Raw genomic sequence first — 24,223 nt, forward strand, 5'->3', positions numbered from 1 at the left:
ACTCCTTAAATCCAGAATAAAAAACAGGGGGGCTAAAAACCGCCCCGCCCCCTGTAGGAGCGAGCTTGCTCGCGAAAGACTCAAGAACACCGCGTTCATCCAGAATGCACGCAGTGTCCTTGACGCTCGTCGCGAGCAAGCTCGCTCCTACAGGTGGCGAGTCAGGCTTGCGTCAGCGTTTTTACTGCACGTTCGAAGCGGTCGAGACCTTCTTGAATATCTGCGTCTTCCACCACCAGGCTCGGCGCAAAACGCACCACATCCGGTCCGGCCTGCAGGATCATCAGGTTTTCTTTCTCGGCGGCGTTGAACACGTCCTTGGCTTTGCCTTTGTAGGCATCGCTGAGCACGCAACCGATCAGCAGGCCCATGCCACGCACTTCGGTGAAGATTCCGTATTGCTTGCCGATCTGCTCCAGGCGCGCCTTGAACAGGTCGTGCTTGGCGTTGACGCCAGCCAACACCTCGGGGGTGTTGATCACGTCGATCACCGCTTCAGCCACCGCGCACGCCAGCGGGTTGCCGCCATAGGTGGTGCCGTGGGTGCCGACCACCAGGTGCTTGGCCAGCGCCTCAGTGGTGAGCATCGCGGCGATCGGGAAACCACCGCCCAGGCTCTTGGCGCTGGTGAGGATGTCCGGCGTCACGCCGTAATGCTGGTAGGCAAACAGGTGGCCGCTGCGGCCCATGCCGGTCTGCACTTCGTCGAACACCAGCAGCGCGTCGTGGGCGTCGCACAGTTCGCGCGCGCCTTGCAGGTAGGCCAGCTCGGCCGGCAGTACGCCGCCTTCGCCCTGGATAGGCTCCAGCACCACGGCGCAGGTCTTGTCCGACACGGCGGCTTTGAGCGCGGCCAAATCGTTATAAGGCACGTGGGTGATGCCGGTGATTTTCGGCCCGAAGCCATCGGAATACTTGGACTGGCCACCGACGTTGACGGTGAACAGGGTACGGCCGTGGAAGCTGTTCAGCGCGGCGATGATCTCGTATTTCTCGCTGCCGAAGCGGTCGAACGCCACGCGACGGGCCAGCTTGAACGCAGCCTCGTTGGCCTCGGCGCCGGAGTTGCAGAAGAACACACGTTCGGCAAAGGTGGCGTCGATCAGCTTATGGGCCAGGCGCAGGGCCGGCTCATTGGTGAAGACGTTGGAAACGTGCCACAGCTTGTTGGCCTGTTCGGTCAGCGCCCCGACCAGCGCCGGGTGGGCGTGGCCCAATACGTTAACCGCGATGCCGCCGGCAAAGTCGATCAGCTCGCGCCCCGCCTGGTCCCATACGCGCGAACCTGCGCCACGCACGGGGATGAACGCGGCAGGGGCGTAGTTGGGAACCATGACCTGGTCGAAATCGGCACGTTGCACCGGGGCTTGCTCAACGGACATCGGAGTCTCCTGAAGAGGAACGCCTGCCTGGAACTGGCGGGCGATGCAGGGATTGTAAGGACAGTTTTCAGCGCGGCCTTGTCGCCAAGCGACAACTTCTTATAGCGCCAACCCCGGTTTTACGCGGGTTTACGGCAATGCGACATATAGCGTCGCAAAGGCGCAGTTTAAACGGAGTGTGGCTTGAGAGGCAGAGGCATACGACGCTGTTTTTACCGGAGGGCATTAACTATCTGAGCCCCGAGGGCCCACGAAGCTTGTTCTGATCGGCGTGACTCCACTCACCAAAGGATCAGCCACATGGCTCCCCCCGTCGTTCAACGCCTCATCCATGCCACTGCTGCCGTGCCCGCGGGCGCGCCCAGCACACTGCCCACCTGGCTGGGAAACGCCTCCGCCGCCAAGCGCCAGGCCTTGCAGGCCACGCGCCCGCTCTTGGCCGATTGGCATACCGCCAGCAGCCGCCAACGGCAGATGCCGCTGCGACAGGCGACGGCGGCAAGCTGGGCCGCGCAAAACCAGGTGGACACGGCCCTGGCCACGCTGCAGACACCGCAACAATTCGCCGCGTCACGGCTGCAGCAAGCACTCAAACAGCGCTTTGGCGTTGAAGCCGATGTCCACACCACCTACCTGCGCCTGTACACACGGCTGACCACGCCGTTGCTGCCGCTGCCGACCGGCGGCGCGAAAATCTGGACCGTGTCGCTGCTGGACGCCGCACTGCACAACTTCGACGAGGCCGAGAGCCAACCCGACGCCTACGCGCCAGAATCGACCTTCATCAGCCAACCCTCCGCCAGCGGGCAGTTCAGTACATTGCCCGCGCTCAACAGGACGCTCGGCATCGAACAGTTCATCCACCTGTGCCGCGAGCTGGATATCGGTGCGCACTACCAACGCTACCTCAAGGACTTTTTCGGTTTCGAAGACCCCGCCCTCAAGGCCACGCTGCGCCGCCACGTGATCCACAGCCTCAACGCCGAGGCCCACGCCAGCCTGCACCTGGCCCGGCTGAAAAAGGATGTGGGTGACGCCGCGTTCTACACGCTCCAGGGCCAATTGCAGGGCCTGGGCGGCATGCTGCTTGAGGGCCGACCACTGCTCAACCATGACCTGAGCCTGATGGGCGCGCCACTGGCCGGTATCGTGCTGTTCGCCGCCGACCTGGAGCAGCACCACGACGCCGTGCCCCTGGTTGCGTACATTCCCGGCGACCCGCAGGCGCCGCTCAAGTACTACCCCAGCGGCACCGCCTTCATGCTCGACCTCACCGCCAAACTGCGCAACGCCGACTACCAGGCGTTTTTCAGCCGCTTTGTCAGTCATGAACACCGCGGCTATTTCTTTGCCGACCTCAACAACCGCTTGTCGCAAGTGGTGTGGCACAAACCGGTCGCCGGCGACCCGCGTCCGACCTGGCGCGAACGGCCGGTGGCAGAGCCCAACCTGCAGTTTTTCGCGACCAAAATCAGCGCTGAGCTGTACGAGCACCTGTATGAAACCAAGCTCAACCAACTGCTCAATGACGCGCGGGTAATCGCCGTATCCACCGCAGACGCCGACCGCCAGGCACGTTGGCAGCGCTGGGATATCCTGCAAAAGGTCGCCAAGGCCATCCTGGAAATTGCCGCGTTTATCGCCACCCCGTTCATCCCGCCGCTGGGTCTGTTGATGCTCGGCTACACCGCCTTCCAGCTGCTCGACGACACTTTCGAGGGCATCGTCGATTGGGCCGAAGGGCTCAGGCACCAAGCGTTCGCACACCTGATGTCGATCCTTGAACAGATGGTCCAACTGGGCCTGTTCGCGGTCGGCGCGCCCATTGCCGAAAGCCTGCTGCGCCAGGCGCTGCCCGCCCAATTGTGGACGTTCTTCGACACGCTGACGCCCGTCACCGCTGGCGACGGCAAGACCCGCCTGTGGAACCCCGACCTGCAACCCTATGCCCACCCGATCAAGCTGGCCACCACCTCGCGCGCCAACCGCGCAGGGCTGCACAGCCACCAAGGCAAACAGATACTGGCCCTCGGCGGGCAACATTTTGCCGTCGAGCAACGCGCCGGCAGCGCCTTCCTGCGACACCCCACCCGCCCGCACGCCTACCAGCCACGGGTGATGGACAATGGCAAGGGCGCCTGGGTGAGCGAAGTGGAGCAGCCGCTGAGCTGGGACAGCAGCACCCTCCTGCGTCGCCTCGGCCCGCTCGCCGACGGGCTCAGCCCTGCACGCCTGGAGCAGGCCCGCCACATCAGCGGCACCGACGACGCCGCCCTGCGCAAAATGTACCTGGACCGCCAGGCGCCGCCGCCACTGCTGAGCGACACACTCAAGCGCGTCAACCTCGATCAGCAGTTGCAAGACTTCATCGACCAGATGAACAGCGACGATCCCCAGGTCTTTGGCAAGGCCGACACCCAGACCCAGCTCTGGCTGCTCAGTCACACCGCGCTCTGGCCCGACTCCAAAACCCTGCGCGTGCTGGACGCAGAGGGCCAGACCCTGTGGGAACACCCTGGCCGGGAAAACGCAGCAGTGGTGCAACTGCACCAAGCGCAGCTGAAAAATGGCGACTTGCTGAAAACCCTGCTGGAAACCCTCGACGAACCCGAACGCAAGACCCTGCTGGAGGAACCCTTCGGCACGCCCGTCACGCAACCCCATGTGCGCGCGGCCAAACTGCGCAAACGCCTGGCAGGCAAAGCCCAGGAAAAACGCTTCGCCCTGTTCGACTCGCGCTATCGGGCCCTGGAGCTCACCGACAACGCCCGCCTGCAAAAAGTCATCGACACCACACCCGGCCTGCCCACCAGCGCCGCCGAGGAAGTGTTGCGCGAAACCACCGGCCAGGAGCTGTTGGAGATCGACCAAGGCAACCTGCCGCCCGCGTTGATCGAGCGCGCGCGTTGGGCCGCGCATGAGGTGCGGATCAGCCGGGCTTATGAAGGGCTGTACCTCGACTCGGTCGATACCCGCGACACTCACCGCCTCGCCCTGCACTCGCTGGAAAACCTGCCTGGCTGGTCGCCGCAGGTGCGCCTGGTGGTGGCCGACTACACACGCACCGGCCCTGTGCGGGACGCCATCGGCGACCCGCGAGCGCCGATCCAGCGCACCCTGGTGCGCACCGTTGACGGGGCCTACGTTCCAGAGGACCACAAGGGCACGCTGTTTGGAGAAACCGACTTCTACACCGCGGTGCTCCAGGCCCTGCCCGACGCGCAACGCGACGCGCTGGGCATTCACATCGGCCAGGGGCCGTTACTGCGACAGACCCTGCGTGCCCACGCCCTGCCACGTGAAGCGCTGGGCGCATTGCTGGCCCAGGCGCCACTGCGAAAACCCGCCTACGACCCGCAACTGCTGCGTTTGCCCGGCGGCATGGAAGGCTATGAGGCGACGCCCGGTCCCAGTGGGCAGCAGTCGCTGGAGGCGCAACTACACGAGCTGTATCCCAATCTGCACCCGAATGAAGTGATCGAGGCCCTGAACGCCCTGCACAGCCAGCCGGGCTCACCGTGGCAGACCCTGCAGGCGATGAAAAACGAATTCCTGCAACTGGAAGCCGACCTGACGGCCTGGCACCACGACACCCCGCAAACCTACCTGGACACCTCCCTGGCGCTCACCCCCTCGGTGATCGAAGCACAGCGGCACAACCGCACGCGCTGGAAGCAGCAACTGATTCGCGCCTGGCGCCATGAAACCGAGGAAGACAGCTACTTCGCCAACCCGCACGACAACGGCTACACCCTGCGCCTGACACTCCCCATCTACGGTGAACTGCCGACCCTGAGGGCCAACTTCGAACACATCTCCAGGCTGGAGTTGAACAGCTACGTCTCCACCCGAGGCACGCCGGATTTCCTGGCGCAGTTCCCCAAGCTGCGCAGCCTGACGATCAGCGATATCGCCCTGCGCACATTGCCCACCGAGGTCACGTCGCTCGCCGGCTTAAATGACCTGACGCTGCGCAATTGCGCCATCAAGCTGACCGCCCAGACCCGCGAAAACCTCGCCGGCTTGAACCACCTGAAAAATCTCGACCTCTACGACAACCCGCTGACTCTCGCGCCAGACCTCGGGCACATGGCCGACCTGCGCACCCTGAACCTGAGCCAGACAGAGATTTCGCAACTCCCCGCCGGCCTGCTCGATCGCCCGCGCCTGACCCTCGCTTATCTGAGCGACAACCAGATCCAGGCGCTGCCCGATGCCCTCTTCGCCCTGCCCGCCCAGCGCACCGACGGCTATGACCTGTCCGGCAACCCGCTCTCGCGCGCTACTTTGGAGCGCATCAAGACCTATTGCCAGGAAACCGGCGAACACCTGGGAGCCGACGCCAATCTTGAAGAGCGGCGTCGGGTACATGAGCTCTACCCCACCTTCACCGACCAGCAGGCCAGCCAGTTTATTTTCAAATTGCCCGGCAGCCTGGACGACGCGATGGCCACGCTCACCCAACTCAAAGCCGACTATGAACGCCTGCAAACCGACCTTGAACAGTGGGCAGTGGATGCCCCCGAACGCCACCCCTTCACGGATGCCCCGCTGGAGCAGCAGGCGCGTGCGCAGCAACAGATCACTCGCCGAGCCTTCAAGACGTTGCTGGAGGAATGCTGGCGGCGCGAAACCGCGCTGGATGACAACCATGAACCCCTGCGCGATGCCCATGAACTGATTTCCACCTATCCGATTCTGGGGGACTTGCCGGTGCTGAATGTCGAGTTCAACCACGTGTCGAGACTTGAACTGCGGGGCGTTGAAACCACGACAATACCAGCCGGTTTTCTCGAGCGCTTTCCTCAGCTTGAAACCCTGATGATTCACCGCTACGCGCTGCAAGACATTCCATGGGCAGTGTTCAACCTGGCGAAGCTCAAGACCCTGATCCTGTCGCGCTGCGGTGTGCGCTTGACGCCGACCAGCGCCGACGCCTTGAGTGGCCTGGACGCTCTTCAATACCTGGACTTGGGTAACAACCCGCTGGGCATCACGCCCGACGTGAGCCAGATGCCCGACCTGACCATTCTGATGCTGGAAAATACCGGCTTGACCGAGGTGCCGCACGGCACGTTCAGCCGGCCGCTGCTCGACCAACTGAACCTGAGCGACAACCTGATCACGGAGCTGCCCACCGACATTCTTGAAGTGTCGCCAGACCTGGCGGACGGTTTCGACCTCAATGGCAACCCGTTCACGCCCGCGACGATCGCCATGCTGCGCCCTTACTACCGGCGCACGGCGGTGGACTTTGGCGTGGTGGAGGTGTCGTTGGACGTGCAAATGAACCCAGGGCCGCCGCCTCTGGACGTCTCCGAAGAAGAGATGGAGCCCTGACGGCCGCTCAACCGCGCTCGGAAGGCACCGATGACAATTCGAAGGGGCTGCTGCTGCGTCGCTGGTTGCGATCTTCGCGTGGCGTGGCGCCAAAGAAGTTGCGGTAGGCGCTGGAGAAGTGCGGCCCCGAGGAGAAGCCGCACGACAGGCCGATCTGGATGATCGACTTGCTGGTTTGCATGAGCATCTGGCGGGCCTTGTTCAGGCGTAGTTCCAGGTAGTACTGGCTGGGAACACGGTTGAGGTACTGCTTGAAGATGCGCTCCAGTTGTCGTCGGGACACGCAGACGTGCTGGGCGATTTCGTCGGTGGTCAACGGCTCTTCGATGTTCGCTTCCATCAGCAACACCGCCTGGGTCAGCTTGGGGTGGCTGGAGCCCAGGCGGTTTTGCAGCGGAATACGCTGGCGCTCGCCACCTTCGCGGATGCGCTCCACCACCAGTTCCTCCGAGACCGCGCCGGCCAGTTCGGCGCCATGGTCACGGGCCAGCACCGCCAGCAGCAGGTCGAGCACCGACATGCCGCCGCAGGCGGTCAGGCGGTCACGGTCCCAGTCGAACAGATGGCTGGTGGCGATGACCTTGGGGAAACGCTCGGCAAAATCGTCCTGCCAGCGCCAGTGCACGGCGGCGCGGTAACCGTCGAGCAGCCCGAGCTGGGCCAACGGGTACACCCCGGCCGACAGACCGCCGATCACACAGCCGGTGCGCACCAGTTGCTTGAGGGCGGCGCTCAGTTGCGAGGCGATGACAGTGGGTGGCTCGTCGGCCAGCAGGAACAGCTTCTGCAAGCCATCCAGCTTGCCGGCCCACGGCTCACCCGGCAGTTGCCAGGCGCCATCGCCGGCAGGCTCGGCGAGCAGGAACGACAGTTCATACACCACCTCCGGATGCACTCGCTGGGCGACGCGCAAGGCCTCCTCAGCCAGCGCAAGCGTGAGTGCTTTTGTGCTGGGCCAAATCAGGAAACCAATTTTGTGGTCGGGCATGGAGTGCTATCCGAAGCGAGTAACAGTAATGAAGGCGTGGGCCAATGCTAGCCCGTAAACCAACGCAAATCTCAAAAACAATGAAGACTACTCTCCTGTAGGAGCGAGGGGGACGCCTACTTCTTGCTCGCGAAAAACCTGAGAGCACCGAGGGGTGCCTGGCTCCCCGCGTTACCGTTGACGGTCTTCGCGAGCAAGCTCGCTCCTACAGGGATGGGCATGGTTATTTCAGGCTGCCGGAGAGGAACTGCTGCAACCGCTCGGACTGCGGATTGACCAGCACCTCACGCGGGTTGCCGCGTTCTTCGACGATGCCTTTGTGCAGGAACACCAACTGGTTGGACACTTCACGGGCAAAGCCCATTTCGTGGGTGACCACCACCATCGTGCGGCCTTCCTGGGCCAGGTCCTGCATGACCTTGAGCACTTCACCCACCAGTTCCGGGTCGAGCGCCGAGGTGGGTTCGTCGAACAGCATCACCTCCGGCTCCATCGCCAGGGCACGGGCAATCGCCACGCGCTGCTGCTCGCCGCCGGACATATGGCCGGGGAACGCATCCTGACGATGGCCCACGCCGACCTTGGCTAGGTAGTGCTCGGCCTTTTCACGCGCTTCTTTCTTCGACACGCCCAGCACATGCACCGGCGCTTCCATCACGTTTTCCAGCGCGGTCATGTGCGACCACAGGTTGAAATGCTGGAACACCATGGACAGGCGCGAACGCATGCGTTGCAGTTGCTTGGGGTCGGCGGCCTTGAGCGCGCCGTCCTTGCTGGCCACCAGCTTCAGCTCTTCGTTGTTGAGCAGGATCTTGCCGGCGTGGGGTTGCTCCAGCAGGTTGATACAGCGCAAAAAGGTACTTTTGCCCGAACCGCTGGAACCGATGATGCTGATCACATCACCGGCCGCGGCAGCCAGGGACACGCCTTTGAGCACTTCATGACTGCCATAGCGTTTATGCAGGTCTTGGACTTCAAGCTTGTACATGCGGTCGGTTCTCACAAAAACAGGTGGTCAGTCGTTGAGCAAGCGCCCGTGCCGCAGCGCATCGCGCCCCGCCACCTTGGCCAGCCAGAAACCCGCTTGGGCATAACGTAGCCGTTCAACGGCAAACAACACCCCCGAGGTGCCCGCGCAAATGAGGCTGACGCGGTCTTCCAGGGGGTCAATCACTTCAAAAATCGGCTCGCCCTTTTCGACCCAGTCACCGGCTTTGCGCAGGTAACTGATCACGCCGGCGTGGGGCGCGAACAGCAATTCGGTGCCTTCGAACGGCATGCCTTCGCACGGCTCAAACTGCGGCGCCGGCCATTGGCCGTTGATCAGGCCCTGCTCGGCGAGAAACGCGAGGATGCCTTCGGCGTGGAAAATCGCTTCATCGCGGCCGGTGTCGGCCTGGCCGCCCAATTCCAGGGTCGTCGCCAGGCACGCCAGCGGCACCTGCGCGTCGGGGAACAGCCGCGACAACCGCAACCAGGGCAGCGAACAGGCTTCATCAAACGAACTGCCACCGGAATCTTCCGCCAGCAGGCCGACTTTCACATTCAGATGCGCCGACAGCGAACGCCACTGCGGCCAATGCTGGGGCAGCGCGTACATATGCAGCGCGGCTTCGGCGTCGCAATGCAGGTCGAGCACCACATCGGCGCCGCACGCGTGGCTCAGCAACAGGCGCTGCATGCCTTGCAATTGGCTGCTCGGTGCGGGCAAGGCAGCGAGCACGTCACTCATGGCCTGGCGGATCAGGCGCACGTTGGCGTGCGGATCATCACCCAGCTTGCCGTGCAGCAAGGCCGCAACCGGCTCGCTCAACTCGACGAAATCGCGGTTGAAGTTCTTGCCGCTGCCCACCTCGAAGCGGCCCTGGTGGCTGCCTTGCAACAGCTGGCCCAGGCCCATCGGGTTGGCCACTGGCACCAGCTCGATCACCCCATTGAGGGCACCTTGCCGTTCCAGTTCGGTGAGGCGTTTTTTCAGCTCCCAGGCAGCGCGCATGCCGGGCAATTCATCGGCGTGCAGGCTGGCCTGGATATAGGCCTTGCGCTCGCCGCTGCCGAAGCGGAATACGCTCAGCTGGCGCTCGCAGCCCAGGTGCCCCCAGGGCAACAGGTGATCGATACGTTGCATATCAGTGCTTCCTTGGAGCCAGGTAGCTCAGCCAGCGGCGCTCGGCCAACTTGAACAGGCGCACCAGGATGAAGGTCAGGCACAGGTAGAAAGCGCCGGCGGTGATATAGGCTTCGAACGGCAGGTAGAACTGTGCGTTCACCGTGCGCGCGGCACCGGTGATGTCGATCAGGGTGACGATGGAGGCCAGGCTGGTGGTCTGCAGCATCATGATCACTTCGTTGCTGTATTGCGGCAGCGCGCGGCGCAGGGCCGACGGCAGCAGGATGCGGCGGTACAGCTTATAGCGCGACATGCCCATGGCCTTGGCCGCTTCGATCTCGCCATTGGGCGTGGCCTTGAGGCTACCGGCAATGATCTCGGCGGTGTAGGCACTGGTGTTGATCGCAAAGGCCAGGCACGCGCAGAAGGTGGCGCTGGACAGCAGCGGCCACAGGACGCTTTCACGCACGGCTTCGAACTGCGCCAGGCCGTAGTAGATCAGGAACAGCTGCACCAGCATCGGTGTGCCACGGATCACGTAGGTGTAAAGCCACGCCGCGCCGTTGACGAGCGGCTGCTTGGACACGCGCATCAGGCCCAGGGGCAAGGCGGCGAGCAGGCCGAAGAACAGTGAGATGGCGAGCAGTTTCAGGGTGGTCAGCAAGCCGCCGAGGTACAGCGGCATGGCCTCCCAGATGACGTTGTAGTCGAAGATCATAGATCAGCCGCCCTTACGCCTACCGAGTAGCGCTTCTCAAGATGACGCAGGGCCAGCAACGACACGCTGGTGATCACCAGGTACATCGCCGCCACTGCGAGGAAGAAGGTAAAAGGCTCGCGGGTGGCGTCTGCCGCCTGCTTGGCCTTGAACATCATGTCTTGCAGGCCCACCACCGAGATCAGCGCAGTGGCCTTGGTCAGTACCAGCCAATTATTGGTGAACCCAGGGATTGCCAGCCGGATCATCTGCGGCACCATCACCCGGAAAAACACCTGGAAGCTGCTCATGCCATACGCCAGGCCGGCTTCGGCCTGGCCCTTGGGAATGGCCATGAAGGCGCCACGGAAAGTTTCCGACAGGTAGGCGCCAAAGATGAAACCCAGGGTGCCGATACCGGCGGCCAAGGGGTTCAAGTCAATATAGTCGTCATAGCCGAGCATCGGCGCGACGCGGTTGAGCAAGTCCTGGCCGCCGTAGAAAATCAGCAGGATCAACACCAGGTCGGGGATCCCGCGGATCACCGTGGAGTACAAGTCACCCAGCCAGGCCAACCAGCGCACCGGCGACAGGCGTAACGCGACCCCGATCAGACCCAGAACAATGGCCAAGGCCATGGACGACAAGGCGAGCTGAAGCGTCAACCATGCGCCATCGAGGATGACGGCCCCGTAGCCTTTCAACATGATTCAGGTCCTCGAAAAGGGGGATGAAAAAATGGCGCAAACTTCAGAGACCTCTGTTGCTTGCGCCATTCGGGACAGACCGCTGCGACGATTTACTTGGCGTCGGCGCCGTAAATGTCGAACTTGAAGTACTTGTCCTGGATTGCCTTGTATTTGCCATTGGCACGGATCGCCGCGATCGCCGCGTTGATACGATCCAGGTTTTCCTTGTCGCCTTTGCGTACCGCGATGCCTATGCCGTCGCCGAAGTACTTGACGTCGGTGAAGGCCGGGCCGGTGAACGCATAGCCTTTACCAGCCGGCGTGTCGAGGAAGCCTTCCTGCAGCAGGGTGGCGTCGGCCACGGTGCCGTCGAGGCGACCGGCTTCCACGTCCAGGTAGATTTCGTTCTGCGAGCTGTAAGGCACCACCGTGGCGCCTTTAGGTGCGAGCACTTCCTTGGCGAAACGGTCGTGGATCGAGCCACGCTGCACGCCGATCTTCTTGCCCTTCAGTTCGTCCAGGCTGTCGCTGACCACGGTGCCTTCCTTCAACACCAGGCGCGCCGGGGTCAGGTAGTAGCGGTTGGTGAAGTCCACGGACTTCTTGCGGTCTTCGGTGATGGACATGGACGACAGGATCGCGTCGATCTTGCGCACTTTCAGTGCCGGGATCAGGCCGTCGAATTCCTGCTCGACCCAGGTGCACTTGACCTTCATCTCTTCGCACAGGGCGTTGCCGATGTCGTAGTCAAAGCCGACGATGCTGCCATCCGGCGCCTTCGAGGCAAACGGAGGGTAAGCCGCTTCGATACCAATTTTCAGTGGCTTGCCTTCGGCGAAAGCCTGCATGGACAGCACGGACAGCGCCAGGGCGCCCAACAGCACGAGTTTCTTCATCTTGGGACTCCATCGGTATAGGGCAAAACAGCAGTATGAGCCATGGCCCACGATGCGGCGAAGGTGAAACCGAATAGCGTTGCTGCGTCCTGCGCGGGCAACTACCTGCGACGACGAGCGAGTGATCGGCATTCTAACGACAGGCCGGAAGCCGATATTTCCTCAATGCGACAACAATTTACAGAAGCACTGAGAAAGCGGTTCCAGCTCATTGACAGCCTCTGGATTTTATGCAGAGACAAAAGACACTAAACCTGTTGTTGCTGCAAATTGCGGGCCTATTATTCGCAAACCCTTCTAGCACGGCAAGTGTGGTGTTTAATCTTATTGCGGGGAGTGTCTGGAATGCGGCTTTTCCGGGCGACGGCGTAGCGCTTTGCCTCAGGTTTGGGCATGGGGTTACACATTTGCGCCGACCGGTAACATTCAGAAACCTCCTACGACAGAAACCGATATTTATTTGCTTGATGGTTATGCACGTCTATCAGACAGCACCAGGCTCAGCTTGAAATGCATTCAACCTGTAGGAGCGAGCTTGCTCGCGAAAAACGTCAACGATAACGCGAAAAACCTGATCCCCCGCGGCGTTCTCAGGTTTTTCGCGAGCAAGAACTAGGCGTCCCCCTCGCGCCTACAAAAGTGACCGGTCAGTGCCCATGCCGAGCGGGGGCACGTGGGCAAGCCACATACATTGATCCGGTTTTGCCGGTGGTATCGAACTGCCCCCCACAAAAAAGCCCCACCCGGCTGACACCGAATAGGGCTTGGTCTCACAAACCGGCTTACGCGACGTTCATGGTCTTGTGCGTTTCGATCAAATGCGCCACCACACTCGGGTCCGCCAGGGTGGAGATGTCGCCCAGGGCGTCATATTCGCCCGTGGCAATCTTGCGCAGGATACGGCGCATGATTTTGCCCGAACGCGTCTTCGGCAAGCCGGGTGCCCACTGGATCACATCCGGCGAAGCGATTGGCCCGATCTCTTTGCGCACCCAGTTTTTCAGTTCCAGGCGCAGCGCTTCGGTCGGCTCTTCGCCATTTTTCAGGGTGACATACACATAGATGCCCTGCCCCTTGATGTCATGCGGCACGCCCACCACCGCCGCTTCGGCGACTTTCGAGTGCGCGACCATGGCGCTTTCGATCTCGGCGGTGCCCATGCGGTGGCCGGACACGTTCAACACGTCGTCCACACGCCCGGTGATCCACCAGTAGCCGTCTTCATCGCGACGCGCGCCGTCACCGGTGAAATACATGCCACGGAAGGTCTTGAAGTAGGTGTCGACGAAACGGTCATGGTCGCCGTACAGGGTACGCGCCTGGCCTGGCCACGAATCGAGGATCACCAGGTTGCCTTCGGCGGCGCCCTCGATGATGTTGCCCAGGTTGTCCACCAGTGCCGGCACCACGCCGAAGAATGGCCGCGCAGCGGAACCTGGCTTGAGTGCATGGGCGCCCGGCAGCGGGCTCATCAGGGTGGCGCCGGTCTCGGTCTGCCACCAGGTGTCGACGATCGGGCAACGGGATTGGCCGACGTTCTTGTAGTACCAGTCCCAGGCTTCCGGGTTGATCGGCTCACCCACCGACCCGAGCAGGCGCAGGCTGCTGCCATCCACGCCTTCGCACGCGGCGGTGCCGGAGGCCATCATGGCGCGGATTGCGGTCGGCGCGGTGTAGAGGATGTTGACCTTGTGCTTGTCGACGATCTTGCCCACCCGGGTGATGTCCGGGTAGTTCGGCACACCTTCGAACAGCAAGGTGGTCGCGCCATTGGCCAGCGGGCCGTAGACAATATAGGTGTGGCCGGTGACCCAGCCGACGTCGGCGGTGCACCAGTAGACTTCGCCCGGGCGGTAGTCGAACACGCGCTCGTGGGTCAGGGCCGCGTACAACAGGTAGCCGCCAGTGGTGTGCTGCACGCCTTTAGGCTTGCCGGTGGAGCCGGAGGTGTAGAGGATGAACAGCGCTTCTTCGGCGCCCATCTCTTTGGGCGCACACACGGTGCCCGCCACTTTCATCAGGTCTTCGTACCAGATGTCGCGATGCTGGTTCCACTTGATGCTGCCATTGGTGCGCTTGCACACGATGACCTTCTGGATGCTGCTGGTTTCCGGGTTGGTCAGTGCGTCGTCGACGTTAGCCTTCAGCGGAATTTTCTTGCCGGCGCGGATGCCTTCATCGGCCGTGATCACCACCTTCGACTTACAGTCGATGATGCGACCGGCCAGCGCTTCCGGCGAGAAACCGCCGAACACCACCGAGTGGATCGCACCGATACGGGCACAGGCCAGCATGGCGACCACGGCTTCGGGGATCATCGGCATATAGATAGTCACCACGTCGCCGCGGTGCACGTCCTGGCCACGCAGGGCGTTGGCGAACTTGCAGACTTCTTCATGCAGCTCGCGGTAGGTAATGGTGCGGCTCTCGGCAGGGTCATCGCCCTCCCAGATGATCGCGGCCTGGTCGCCGCGCTCGGCGAGGTGACGGTCCAGGCAGTTGTAGGACACGTTCAGGGTGCCATCGGCAAACCACTTGATGTCGACATGGTGGTCGTCGAACGAGGTCTGTTTCACCACGGTGAAAGGCTTGACCCAGTCAAGGCGCTTGGCTTGCTCGCGCCAGAAACCATCGGGGTTGACCACCGACTGCTGGTACATGGCCTTGTAGGTCGCCTCGTCGGTCAGCGTGTTGGCTGCTACTTCGGGGCGAACGGGGTACAGGGAAGCCGCACTCATCTTTCTTACCTCGGTGAATAGTTGTTTTTGTATGGCCCAGTTGTAGCCGGGGTGGGCCTATAGAACCATTCGACGATGGTAGTAACAAGACCCTACAAATTACCCTGCTATCTCCACCTGCCCCTCTGGCCCGCGCCCTGCGTGGCTTTGCCCACAGATGAAAAAACCTTTACCACGGGATTGTTACAAAAACCGCCAACAGTCTTTATCAAAAGCACGGGTATATGAATATAACCTGCGGGCCTAAAATCAATTCCGCCAACCAAGGCGCTCTGGTTAACACACAGCAGTGATTAACAGAGCAGTGATTAACACCGTAACAGCCCCCACGAAGGCACGTTAATCCGAACTAACCAACCCTAAGTTACACACGTGGCCTCACAAGGGCCCCGTGACCCCTTTCGCCCTGAAGAAGGTAAATAGAGAAATGAAAGCTTTATTAGTTATGGCCCTCAGCAGCTTGTGCGCCACCGCCGCCCTGGCCGACGAGGCCCCGACTGAGCTGGCCGGCCAGAACGCCCCGATTGTTGAAGACTACACCTACAGCACCAAGCTGGATGTGGCCAAAGTAGTGTCCATGAGCACTGTTCCGGACGTTTGTGAAGTTGTTCCGGTGAAGATGGAATATGAAGACTCGCAGGGTCAGCGCCATATTCTTAACTACCACGTAATGGGCAATGGTTGCTCTAACGGGTAATCAACTTGTTAGTCAGGTAAACCTGATCTTATTCGCCGCAAGAAATTGTTCTTGCGGCAAAGAGCAGGCCCACCCCGTGACTTCGCGCTTATCCTCGCGCCGGTTTCACGACCGTACGATCATCCGGCAGCCCCCAGTAAACCAGGGCCGCGCAAAGAACGCAGAACGGCGCCAACGCCAGCATCCCCAGGTACGTGTTGCCGCTCACATCGTTGATGTAGCCCACCAGCAACGGCGCCACCATCCCACTGAGCTGCCCCACCGTATTCACGGCGGCAATCCCCCCGGCGATCGCAAGGCCGGTGAACGCCTGCTGCGGAATCGTCCAGAAAATCGGGATGGCAATGAACACACCGGCCGTGGCCAAGACCAGGAATGAGGTCAGCAGCACGTAGTGGTCATTGAAATAGCACGCGGCGAAATAGCCCACCCCACCGACCAACATGCACATCCACAGGTACTTGCGCCGCTCGCCGGTGGCGTCGGAACGCCGGGTGACAATGATCATGCCGATGGCGGCCACCAGATAAGGCAGCGCGGTCAGGAACCCTACGGTCACCTGGCTTTCGATACCCGATGCACTGATCAGGTGAGGCATCCAGAAATTGAGGCCATACCCGGTGAGCTTGACCATGAAGTAGATCACCGACAGCACGGCCACCTGCCGAGTGAAGATCACCTTGAACAACGAAGCCTGAATCGGCCTGGATTGCTTTTTATCGTTGTCCAGGTTGCGCTGCAGCACGTCCTTTTCAGCCTGGCTCAGCCATTTGGCGGATTGGATATCCCGATCAAGTCGGTACAGCACCACCACCCCGAGCACGCTGCACGGCAACCCGGACAAGATGAACAACCAGTGCCAGCCTGCCAGCCCCAGAAAGCCGTTCATGTACTCGAGGATTATCCCCGACACGGGCGCGCCCAGAACGCCGGCCAGTGGAATCGACAGAAACCAGATGCCGTTCATGCTCGCCAGGTTCTTTTTGGGAAACCAGCAGGCCAGATAGAACAGCAGCGCCGGGCCAAAACCGGCCTCCATCACGCCAATCAAAAAACGCAGGAAGTACAAGGTGTACTCGTTATAGGCAAACACCAGTGCCGCGGTCGCCAGCCCCCACGACACCATGATGCGACAGATCCAGCTCGGCGCCCCATAACGCTTGAGCCCATAACTGCTGGGCACTTCGAACAGCACATAGCCAAAGAAGAAGATACTCGCGGCAAAGCCATACGCCGCATCGGACAAGCCCAGCTCTGCCTGCATCTGGGTCTTGGCGAAGCTGATATTGATCCGGTCAAAATAAGAAAACAGGAAACACACAATGGTCAGCGGCAGAATTCGCCAGGCGATGCGCCGGTAGAGCAGCAGCTCATCAATACCGGCCGGGTTTACGACAGCGCTTGGAATTGCAGTAGCCATGTTATTTCTCCGTAATTATTGTTGTTGGAGATTATTTATTCCGGCCACGGACGTAGCCGGCTACACCCTCAGGGCACCGATAACCCGCGGTTCACCTCAACTGCACGGCTGCGGGTGCAACGGGCGACGACTCACCAGCACACCGTCCTCATCGGCATACAACCACTCGCCAGAGCTAACGCGGGTGCCCGCCAGGCTGAGTACCGCTCGCACACCCCCGCCCCGGTCATTGCTCGACCGTACCGGCCAGCGCCCGGTGGCGATGACCCCGAGCTCTATGCCGGCCAGCGCTCTGACATCGCGCACGTTGCCGTGAATCAACACACCCGCCCAGCCGTTGCGCCTGGCCAGGGCCGCCAGGTTCTCGCCCAGCAATGCCAAGGGATCGAGCCCGGCATCCACTACGAGCACGCGGCCATTGCCTGCCTCCCCGAGCAGGGCGCGAAGGTCACCGTTACACCCCTGCGCCTGGAGCGTGACGATGTGGCCCTGGCAACGGCGCACGGTACCGAACCAGGCCCACTGGCCCGGCAGTACGCGCACATCGCCGCTGCGGACCATGGCCTCGTGCTGGTCACAAAGATCGGCAGTCGAAAAATCCATCTCAACCGACCTCTTCTTTAGCTGCGAGCCCGCGTAACTCGTCAAAGCTGCCCAGTCGCCCCAGGAACGCACTGGCAGCCACTGTGTACGGGTTGGCAAGCCAGACCTGACCGGGCCCGGAGCGGCCCGGAAAGTTGCGGTTGATCGCACTCACGGTCACCTGGTCCGCGCGCGTGGAGGACCCCGGCCCGCAGTTGGCACAGGCCCCACACCCCGGCATGATCATCTCGACGCCCAGGCGCTCGAAGGTGGCCAGGTAGCCCTTGTCGATGCAGTAGTCTCGAACCGCCAACGTGCCATATTGCAGGTAGAGCCGGGTGCGCTCATGCAGCGACAAACCCTGTGCCAACCCCCAGGCAAGCACCTCGTGGTAATAGTCAAAGTCCTCGCGCTTACCGGCGGTACAGGAGCCGCCGTAGGCAATGTCTACAAGCACAGGCGTTTCAAGCGCCGCAAGGGCCATGGCGTTTCCGGGGTCGCCGGGCGCAGCGACCAGCGGTGTCAGGCGCGCGCAGTCGATCGCCAACTGCGCTTTGTACTCAGCCCCCGCATCGCTGAATAACCACGCCTCCACTTCAATGGCCACGCCCCGGCGCTCGAGGATGAAATCCACGGTTTTCTGGTCGGGCCGCACGATGCCGGTAAACCCGCCCAGCTCCGCCACCATATTGGTCAGCGTGGCCCGCTCATCAATCGACATGGCCTGCACCGCCTCGCCGGTGTATTCGAAGACCGCACCAATCGCATGCCCCTGACGAATCAACGGCGCCCGCAACAACTCGAGCACCACGTCCTTGGCCGTCAACCCAGGCGCAAGCCGGCCATTGAGTTCGACGCGGATGATCTCGGGCATCCGGCAGCGGATGTAACCCGTGGCCCAGCTATTGGCAATGTCCGTGGCACCGGCACCGAAGGCCAGGCAGCCCAACGCGCCCGCGTGCGGGGTATGTGAATCCGTGCCGACCACCACCTGGCCGGGGAGCGCGTATTGCTCGGTCATCAAGGCGTGACAGATGCCCTCCGACCCAGGCTGGTCTTTCAATGCACCGTGCTCGATCACCGGGTAACGCCGCACAAATTCATCATGGGCGCTGGCTAACCCACCCACCGCCGCGAGCAGGTTGCCACGCACATGGGCAGCGCTCTGGCCCGCCAGGATAAGGTGATCTTGAAAGGCAATAATCTGCTGCGGCCGCACCAGCGCCACGTCGTCACCGAAGGCGTCGTGCATCAGGTGCGCGCACATCCCGGTGAAGTAGTCGTGGCTGAAACGCCAGTCGGCAGAAATAAACACGCCATCCCCTTTCACCACCTCGCCCTGCGACTCGATGCGCCGGCGCTCGATGATCTTTTCGACCAACGTCAGCGGGCGGTGGCGCGGGACAGGGTTGAACACGTTGGCAGCGCGCGGTGGCAGGTGGGCTTTGCTGAACGCCAGCAGGCCGCCCGCGCGAATCACCGCCTGCGTCACGGCATCGCGCCCGGCCAGGAACTCGTCGATCGCGATGGCTTCGCCGGCGCGGATACGCTCGATCAAGCCGAAATCGGTCGAGGTGTAGATGCCGATGTTGTCGCAGTTCTGCCGATAGATCCGCTCGAAGCTCTCGGCAATGATCAGCCGGATACCGGCGGACTTTTCCGCCAGCGGGCTGGACTCCCGCGAGGAACCCTTGCCATAGCGCTTGCCCGCCACCGTGACCGCGAACCCGCCCGCTTGCACCGCAAAATTGCCGATGGGATAACCATCTTGTGTCTTGAAGCCAACATAGGGGAACTCACACAGCCGCGAGTCGTAAGTCATCATGACGACCACGGGGGTGATTTCATCGGTGGAAATATCATCACGTAGCGGCAGCGCCTCGGCCAGCGTGATGTCGCGCCCCTGCAGCTGGGCACGAACGGCCTCGCTGTGGCGGGATAAAAATAGGATGCGTCCTTCAAAGCGCAGTGTTGTTTTAGTCATATGCCCTCTCCTTCCTGAGAGCGATACTAAACATCGACCCGTTTAACGGTAGTGATCATTGCTCAGCACACCCATCACCAAATATCGGTGCTCCATGCAGTCAATCTGGCGATTTGACCCCACCTCCCTGAAGCTCTTCATTGCCGCCTGTGAACTGGGCAGCATCGCGCGCGCCGCCGAACGAGAAAACATGGTGGCCTCGGCGGTGAGCAAGCGCATTGCCGAACTGGAAGAAGCCGTTGGCACGCCCTTGTTCTATCGGCATAAAAAGGGCATCACCGCCACACCTGCCGGCGACTGTTTGCTTGAGCACGCAACGCGGGTGGTCGATGACTTATTGCAGATGAGCGCGCAACTGTCCGGCTTCGCCAAGGGCCAGCGCGGGCATATCAGGGTCGGCGCGAATCGTTCCAGCATCATCCAGTTCCTGCCCCACGACCTTCGCGCCTTCCGCACGGCCCACCCGCAGATCGAAATAGCGCTTGAGGAGCAAACCAGCGAAGAAGCCCTGGAGGCGGTGCTCGGCAATCAACATGACCTGGGCATTGGCACCGGCCTGTGCGACGCGGTGGAACGCGGGCTGGAGGTGCATGATTACCACTGGGATGAACTGGTGCTGGTGGTGCCGATGGACCACCCGCTGTGCCAGCACCGCGTGATCGCCTTTTCAGACAGCCTGGCGTTCAGCCATATCGCCCTGCACAAGGACAGCCCGCTGTACCGGACGCTGGACCAGGCCGCGCGGAACGAGGGCCAAACGATCCACTATGAAGTGCATGTGAAGAGCTTTGATGCGGTATGCCGGATGGTCCAGGCGCACATGGGTATCGCCGTCATCCCCCGAAAAGCGGTGAGCCACACCGACGGGCCGGCGCTGGTCAGCATCCGGTTGAGCGACAGCTGGGCGTGCAGGCGTTTTCACATCGTCACCCGGCCGCCGCCGTATCAATCGGCGGCGTGCAGAAGCCTGCTGCAGTTTCTTCGCGCCCAAATACCCGCCCCGGCAAACTGAGCCCCGCCCCGCCAGCGCAAGGATTTGCCACGCTGGCGCGGGCGCATGGCAAATGCCCGCGCAAATCCGGCCACCGTCCGTCAAAAAATTCCTACCCCGCCAACCCCTGTAAACCCTCACTCCGGCTTAAATAGCCGTCTTTTTGTGTGCTCGCCGGGACAATCCGCCACAACACAAAGCCGAATTTTTCCCTATAATGCGCGGGTAAATCGGGCCTGCAATATCCCTTTACACAGGGACGAAGAGCCAGACCTGAGGCGGCGCCGGAGCACGCTCTACCGCTGCGCCCCTCAAGCCTCACGCAGCGCACCCGTACACCCAATTCCGTTTAATGCCTGCGCGAGCTGTTGCAACAAACGATTCCTTAAGATCCACCGGGCCCTGGGGCCATGTGAACACCCAACCATCCGGTTTCACACGGGCACCTTTGAGCCCTCACGCAGGAGACGACACGTCATGCTGAGCTGGGACGAATTCGACAAAGAAGAAGACGGCGAAGTAGCCACCAAAGGCGCCAACGCCGGCCACGCCACCGAAGCCAACATGGACCGCCTCGACGGTGCCGGCGCCGCTGCCGCCATCGAAGCCCGCGCCGTCACCGCCAGTGACTCCGCCGCCATCGTGCGCGCCAAGGCCGCCCTCGACAAACTCGACGTCGCCGAAGGCCTCGCCGAGCTCGAAGGCGCCTCCGCCCGCGTCGCCGTTGACGAAAAGCGCATGATCAACTGCCGCGCCGACCTCAACCAACTCGTGCCCTTCAAGTACGACTGGGCCTGGCAGAAGTACCTCGACGGCTGCGCCAACCACTGGATGCCGCAAGAGGTCAACATGACCGCCGACATCGCCCTGTGGAAAAACCCCGAAGGCCTGACCGACGACGAACGCCGCATCGTCATGCGCAACCTGGGCTTCTTCTCCACCGCCGACTCCCTGGTCGCCAACAACCTCGTACTGGCCGTGTACCGCCTGATCACCAACCCGGAGTGCCGCCAGTACATCCTGCGCCAGGCCTTCGAAGAAGCGATCCACACCCACGCCTACCAGTACTGCATCGAATCGCTGGCCATGGATGAAGGCGAGATCTTCAACATGTACCACGAGATCCCATCGGTCGCCAAAAAGGCAGCCTGGGGCCTCAAATACACCCGCTCCATCTCCGATCCGAAGTTCGAAACCGGCACCGTCGACACCGACAAAGAGTTGCTGCGCAACCTGGTCGCCTACTACTGCGTGCTGGAAGGCATCTTCTTCTATTGCGGCTTCACCCAGATCCTCTCCATGGGCCGCCGCAACAAAATGACCGGCGTGGCGGAGCAGTTCCAGTACATCCTGCGTGATGAGTCGATGCACTTGAACTTCGGTATCGATGTGATCAACCAGATCAAAATCGAAAACCCGCATTTGTGGGATGCCGAGATGAAGGAAGAAGCGACCCAGATGATTCTGCAGGGTACGCAGCTGGAGATCGAATACGCGCGGGATACCATGCCGCGTGGGGTGCTGGGGATGAATGCGGCGATGATGGAGGATTATCTGAAGTTTATTGCTAATCGTCGTTTGTCGCAGATTGGCCTCAAAGAAGAGTATCCAGGAACGACTAATCCGTTCCCGTGGATGAGCGAAATCATGGACTTGAAGAAAGAGAAAAATTTCTTCGAAACGCGCGTGATCGAGTATCAGACCGGCGGCGCGCTGAGCTGGGATTAAGTAACTTCATAGATAATAAAAACCCTGAGCCAGCTCAGGGTTTTTATCAAATCCAAATATAACAATTCAACAGCTACACCTTAGCTTCAGCGACCGCAGACCTCAGCAACTCCAACTCTTCCAATAATAACTTGTTCATACGCTCCAACTCAACATTCCTTTCCTTTAGTACCGTTTTAGATGGTTTATCAGAATTATGATAGCTAGGTATATCAAACGCCAACTCCAGCTCATCCTTATAAGGCATCAACGGTTGGTATAGTTGATAAAAAGCCCTTCCAACAGCACCTTTAAACAGCTCAAGCTCAGGCTTATTTTGGCCCGATGACAAAATATGCTGTGTTGCAATACCTGGATACGGATCTATATAAACTATCTTCTTCAGACCTAATTGATACGCTTTTTTCGCACAAAGCTCGCAAGGGCTTGCCGTGGTGAATAATACACCACCAGACAATTTCTGCCCTCCATGCTTCGCTATCTGCATAAAAGCATTTTCTTCAGCATGCAGCGCTCGGGTATGAACTTGATTTTTCTCGCCTTCTATTTCATTCTGAACACTTTTAAAACAGAAAGAAAAGTTTCTATTAGACTCCTTATTCGTAGCAATCAACTGAGAGTATTTTGCAGAAATAGCGTTTCTAAACACCGCAGACTTCAACTCATACTCACTATAATCCGTCTTATTCCTCCCTTCCAAAAGATCCTCTGCACTCCTCAGCATGCAAGGAGTTTGTCCTTGCGGAGTATTATTCCAACCAATTGCCTTGACACTATAACTCTCATCAGTAACAACTGCCCCAACCTGCCGAGAGATGCATCCTGAACTCTGCTTAGCCGTGTATGCGATCTGCATGCAACTTTCGATTGACGTTGGCATGACTAATCCTGGATGCATCATCAAGGTGACATACCAGGCTAACTGACTGACCAAATCATTATGAGTAAACTCACTATTTTTCGAATTATAAATATGTATATCAGAAATCTCGATACACTCTTGTACATTCTGCGCAACGAACTTTTTCATACCTGAAATTTTTTCAGGATATTCTTTATCATCCAAAATTTTTATTTCGTGGTCTGATAGTTTTCTATACCCTCTAAGGCTATTCAACCTTTCCAAATTTGACGTATTTATTGACACTAAATAGAAATTTGCATATCGCCGCTTAAGAAAAAATGCCTCATAGGGATTTCTGATTGCATCTATAACGATCCTACAAGGCACTTTATCCGAACGAGCTTTTTTATGGGCCAACTTAATTAAAATATTTAGATGTTTTGGAAAATTAAAAATTTCGGTCGCTACAAAAGCAGAACTATTTGCGGCTCCTGAAGATCGAACATTATCACCGGCTTGTTGATAAACCTGAGTAAATCTTGCCCTTCCTAGAAACCCCATAAAAAGACTAGTGACGTTTGGCATTTCTGTGAAGTAGAGTTCAAAATGTAAACTCACATCTTTATATTCGGTAGAATAACGTGCTGCATCAACACTCAAAACTCTAGCTCGAACCTCATTTAATGTAGAAGAAAAACCAGCGACTTCAACATCTGTTAATGGAGCAGCAAAATCAAAGCAGTTTATGTAATTGCAAAATTCAGAATCTGACAATAGGAGTAGATGATATGTAATAAGACTACTAGCTTCGATTCTATAAAATGGTGTCCAGCTCCCACCATCGATATATTTTTTTATTATCTTATGTTTTTTGAACTCGTTACGAGTCAGCCCTTCATAACCTTCACTCGGTATATCTAGCCGTTGTTCACAGAGTATCTTTGCCGCCGTTGTACAACCGGAACCGGTCCGCCCAGTCATACCTATGATCAGAAAATCCTTTGCATCCTCATAAATATTATCAACTACCAAAGAAGTACTAGACATTCTTGAAACCTCCATTTTTCATTTGAAACCGCGATTTATCGATGTATTACAACAACACCGCTTCACTTCCGTATAAAACTACTAATATCA

General features: G+C 59.7%; 16 protein-coding genes. 4 read left to right on the forward strand and 12 right to left on the reverse strand.

Annotated features, from left to right (window positions below):
- Positions 1–161: 161 nt before the first annotated feature.
- The gene (locus AB4O05_RS25865; protein WP_460134598.1) at positions 162–1,382 is read right to left on the reverse strand and encodes an aspartate aminotransferase family protein; all 1,221 of its coding nucleotides are present in this window, start codon (positions 1,380–1,382) and stop codon (positions 162–164) included.
- A 300-nt stretch (positions 1,383–1,682) separates the two neighbouring features.
- On the opposite strand from AB4O05_RS25865, the gene AB4O05_RS25870 reads away from it, so the two are divergent.
- Entirely contained in the window at positions 1,683–6,722 is a 5,040-nt protein-coding gene (locus tag AB4O05_RS25870; protein ID WP_460164817.1) for a dermonecrotic toxin domain-containing protein, read from the forward strand.
- 7 nt (positions 6,723–6,729) lie between these two features.
- On the opposite strand, the gene argR is transcribed toward AB4O05_RS25870, so the two are convergent.
- From argR to acs, 7 genes are all read right to left on the reverse strand, one after another.
- Entirely contained in the window at positions 6,730–7,710 is a 981-nt protein-coding gene (argR, locus tag AB4O05_RS25875) for a transcriptional regulator ArgR (protein WP_460134596.1), read from the reverse strand.
- Positions 7,711–7,933: 223 nt separating this feature from the next.
- Positions 7,934–8,698, reverse strand: a complete 765-nt coding sequence (locus AB4O05_RS25880; RefSeq protein WP_460134594.1) for an ABC transporter ATP-binding protein — start codon at positions 8,696–8,698, stop codon at positions 7,934–7,936.
- A gap of 27 nt (positions 8,699–8,725) precedes the next feature.
- Positions 8,726–9,838, reverse strand: coding sequence for a succinylglutamate desuccinylase/aspartoacylase family protein (locus AB4O05_RS25885; RefSeq protein ID WP_460134593.1), 1,113 nt, complete (start codon positions 9,836–9,838; stop codon positions 8,726–8,728).
- Position 9,839: 1 nt separating this feature from the next.
- Positions 9,840–10,538 carry an ABC transporter permease gene (locus tag AB4O05_RS25890; RefSeq protein ID WP_460134592.1) on the reverse strand — a complete coding sequence of 233 codons (699 nt, stop codon included), beginning with the start codon at positions 10,536–10,538 and terminating at the stop codon, positions 9,840–9,842.
- Positions 10,535–11,224 (reverse strand): ABC transporter permease, encoded by a 690-nt coding sequence (locus tag AB4O05_RS25895; protein ID WP_010208305.1) that lies wholly within the window; start codon positions 11,222–11,224, stop codon positions 10,535–10,537. Before AB4O05_RS25895 ends, AB4O05_RS25890 begins: the two co-directional genes overlap by 4 nt.
- Before the next feature lie 92 nt (positions 11,225–11,316).
- Positions 11,317–12,102 carry an ABC transporter substrate-binding protein gene (locus tag AB4O05_RS25900; RefSeq protein WP_460134590.1) on the reverse strand — a complete coding sequence of 262 codons (786 nt, stop codon included), beginning with the start codon at positions 12,100–12,102 and terminating at the stop codon, positions 11,317–11,319.
- A gap of 782 nt (positions 12,103–12,884) precedes the next feature.
- Positions 12,885–14,840, reverse strand: coding sequence for an acetate--CoA ligase (acs, locus tag AB4O05_RS25905; RefSeq protein WP_460134589.1), 1,956 nt, complete (start codon positions 14,838–14,840; stop codon positions 12,885–12,887).
- Between the two features lie 427 nt (positions 14,841–15,267).
- Between acs and AB4O05_RS25910 the strand changes: the two genes are divergently transcribed.
- Positions 15,268–15,537, forward strand: coding sequence for a DUF2790 domain-containing protein (locus tag AB4O05_RS25910; protein WP_460134588.1), 270 nt, complete (start codon positions 15,268–15,270; stop codon positions 15,535–15,537).
- An 88-nt stretch (positions 15,538–15,625) separates the two neighbouring features.
- Here the strand turns inward: AB4O05_RS25910 and AB4O05_RS25915 are convergent, their stop codons facing one another.
- The 3 genes from AB4O05_RS25915 to AB4O05_RS25925 all read right to left on the reverse strand — a co-directional run bounded on the left by AB4O05_RS25915 (position 15,626) and on the right by AB4O05_RS25925 (position 19,523).
- The gene (locus AB4O05_RS25915) at positions 15,626–16,957 is read right to left on the reverse strand and encodes an MFS transporter (protein WP_460134586.1); all 1,332 of its coding nucleotides are present in this window, start codon (positions 16,955–16,957) and stop codon (positions 15,626–15,628) included.
- A 96-nt stretch (positions 16,958–17,053) separates the two neighbouring features.
- Positions 17,054–17,560, reverse strand: coding sequence for a ribonuclease E activity regulator RraA (rraA, locus tag AB4O05_RS25920; RefSeq protein WP_460134584.1), 507 nt, complete (start codon positions 17,558–17,560; stop codon positions 17,054–17,056).
- Position 17,561: 1 nt separating this feature from the next.
- Positions 17,562–19,523, reverse strand: coding sequence for an aconitase family protein (locus AB4O05_RS25925; RefSeq protein WP_460134583.1), 1,962 nt, complete (start codon positions 19,521–19,523; stop codon positions 17,562–17,564).
- A 94-nt stretch (positions 19,524–19,617) separates the two neighbouring features.
- Between AB4O05_RS25925 and AB4O05_RS25930 the strand changes: the two genes are divergently transcribed.
- Positions 19,618–20,535, forward strand: a complete 918-nt coding sequence (locus AB4O05_RS25930; protein ID WP_460134581.1) for a LysR family transcriptional regulator — start codon at positions 19,618–19,620, stop codon at positions 20,533–20,535.
- Between the two features lie 456 nt (positions 20,536–20,991).
- Entirely contained in the window at positions 20,992–22,242 is a 1,251-nt protein-coding gene (locus AB4O05_RS25935; protein ID WP_024077017.1) for a ribonucleotide-diphosphate reductase subunit beta, read from the forward strand.
- Positions 22,243–22,315: 73 nt separating this feature from the next.
- Here AB4O05_RS25935 and AB4O05_RS25940 read toward each other — a convergent pair whose 3' ends face one another.
- Complete coding sequence (locus tag AB4O05_RS25940) at positions 22,316–24,133, reverse strand: deaminase (protein ID WP_460134579.1); 1,818 nt, start codon at positions 24,131–24,133, stop codon at positions 22,316–22,318.
- Positions 24,134–24,223 lie beyond the last annotated feature (90 nt).

Source organism: Pseudomonas sp. S1_G07 (assembly GCF_054668565.1).

Coding starts and splice junctions, on each gene's coding strand:
- AB4O05_RS25865 (WP_460134598.1), bottom strand. CDS start 1,382: ATGTCCGTTGAGCAAGCCCCGGTGCAACGTGCCGATTTCGACCAGGTC.
- AB4O05_RS25870 (WP_460164817.1), top strand. CDS start 1,683: ATGGCTCCCCCCGTCGTTCAACGCCTCATCCATGCCACTGCTGCCGTG.
- argR (WP_460134596.1), bottom strand. CDS start 7,710: ATGCCCGACCACAAAATTGGTTTCCTGATTTGGCCCAGCACAAAAGCA.
- AB4O05_RS25880 (WP_460134594.1), bottom strand. CDS start 8,698: ATGTACAAGCTTGAAGTCCAAGACCTGCATAAACGCTATGGCAGTCAT.
- AB4O05_RS25885 (WP_460134593.1), bottom strand. CDS start 9,838: ATGCAACGTATCGATCACCTGTTGCCCTGGGGGCACCTGGGCTGCGAG.
- AB4O05_RS25890 (WP_460134592.1), bottom strand. CDS start 10,538: ATGATCTTCGACTACAACGTCATCTGGGAGGCCATGCCGCTGTACCTC.
- AB4O05_RS25895 (WP_010208305.1), bottom strand. CDS start 11,224: ATGTTGAAAGGCTACGGGGCCGTCATCCTCGATGGCGCATGGTTGACG.
- AB4O05_RS25900 (WP_460134590.1), bottom strand. CDS start 12,102: ATGAAGAAACTCGTGCTGTTGGGCGCCCTGGCGCTGTCCGTGCTGTCC.
- acs (WP_460134589.1), bottom strand. CDS start 14,840: ATGAGTGCGGCTTCCCTGTACCCCGTTCGCCCCGAAGTAGCAGCCAAC.
- AB4O05_RS25910 (WP_460134588.1), top strand. CDS start 15,268: ATGAAAGCTTTATTAGTTATGGCCCTCAGCAGCTTGTGCGCCACCGCC.
- AB4O05_RS25915 (WP_460134586.1), bottom strand. CDS start 16,957: ATGGCTACTGCAATTCCAAGCGCTGTCGTAAACCCGGCCGGTATTGAT.
- rraA (WP_460134584.1), bottom strand. CDS start 17,560: ATGGATTTTTCGACTGCCGATCTTTGTGACCAGCACGAGGCCATGGTC.
- AB4O05_RS25925 (WP_460134583.1), bottom strand. CDS start 19,523: ATGACTAAAACAACACTGCGCTTTGAAGGACGCATCCTATTTTTATCC.
- AB4O05_RS25930 (WP_460134581.1), top strand. CDS start 19,618: ATGCAGTCAATCTGGCGATTTGACCCCACCTCCCTGAAGCTCTTCATT.
- AB4O05_RS25935 (WP_024077017.1), top strand. CDS start 20,992: ATGCTGAGCTGGGACGAATTCGACAAAGAAGAAGACGGCGAAGTAGCC.
- AB4O05_RS25940 (WP_460134579.1), bottom strand. CDS start 24,133: ATGTCTAGTACTTCTTTGGTAGTTGATAATATTTATGAGGATGCAAAG.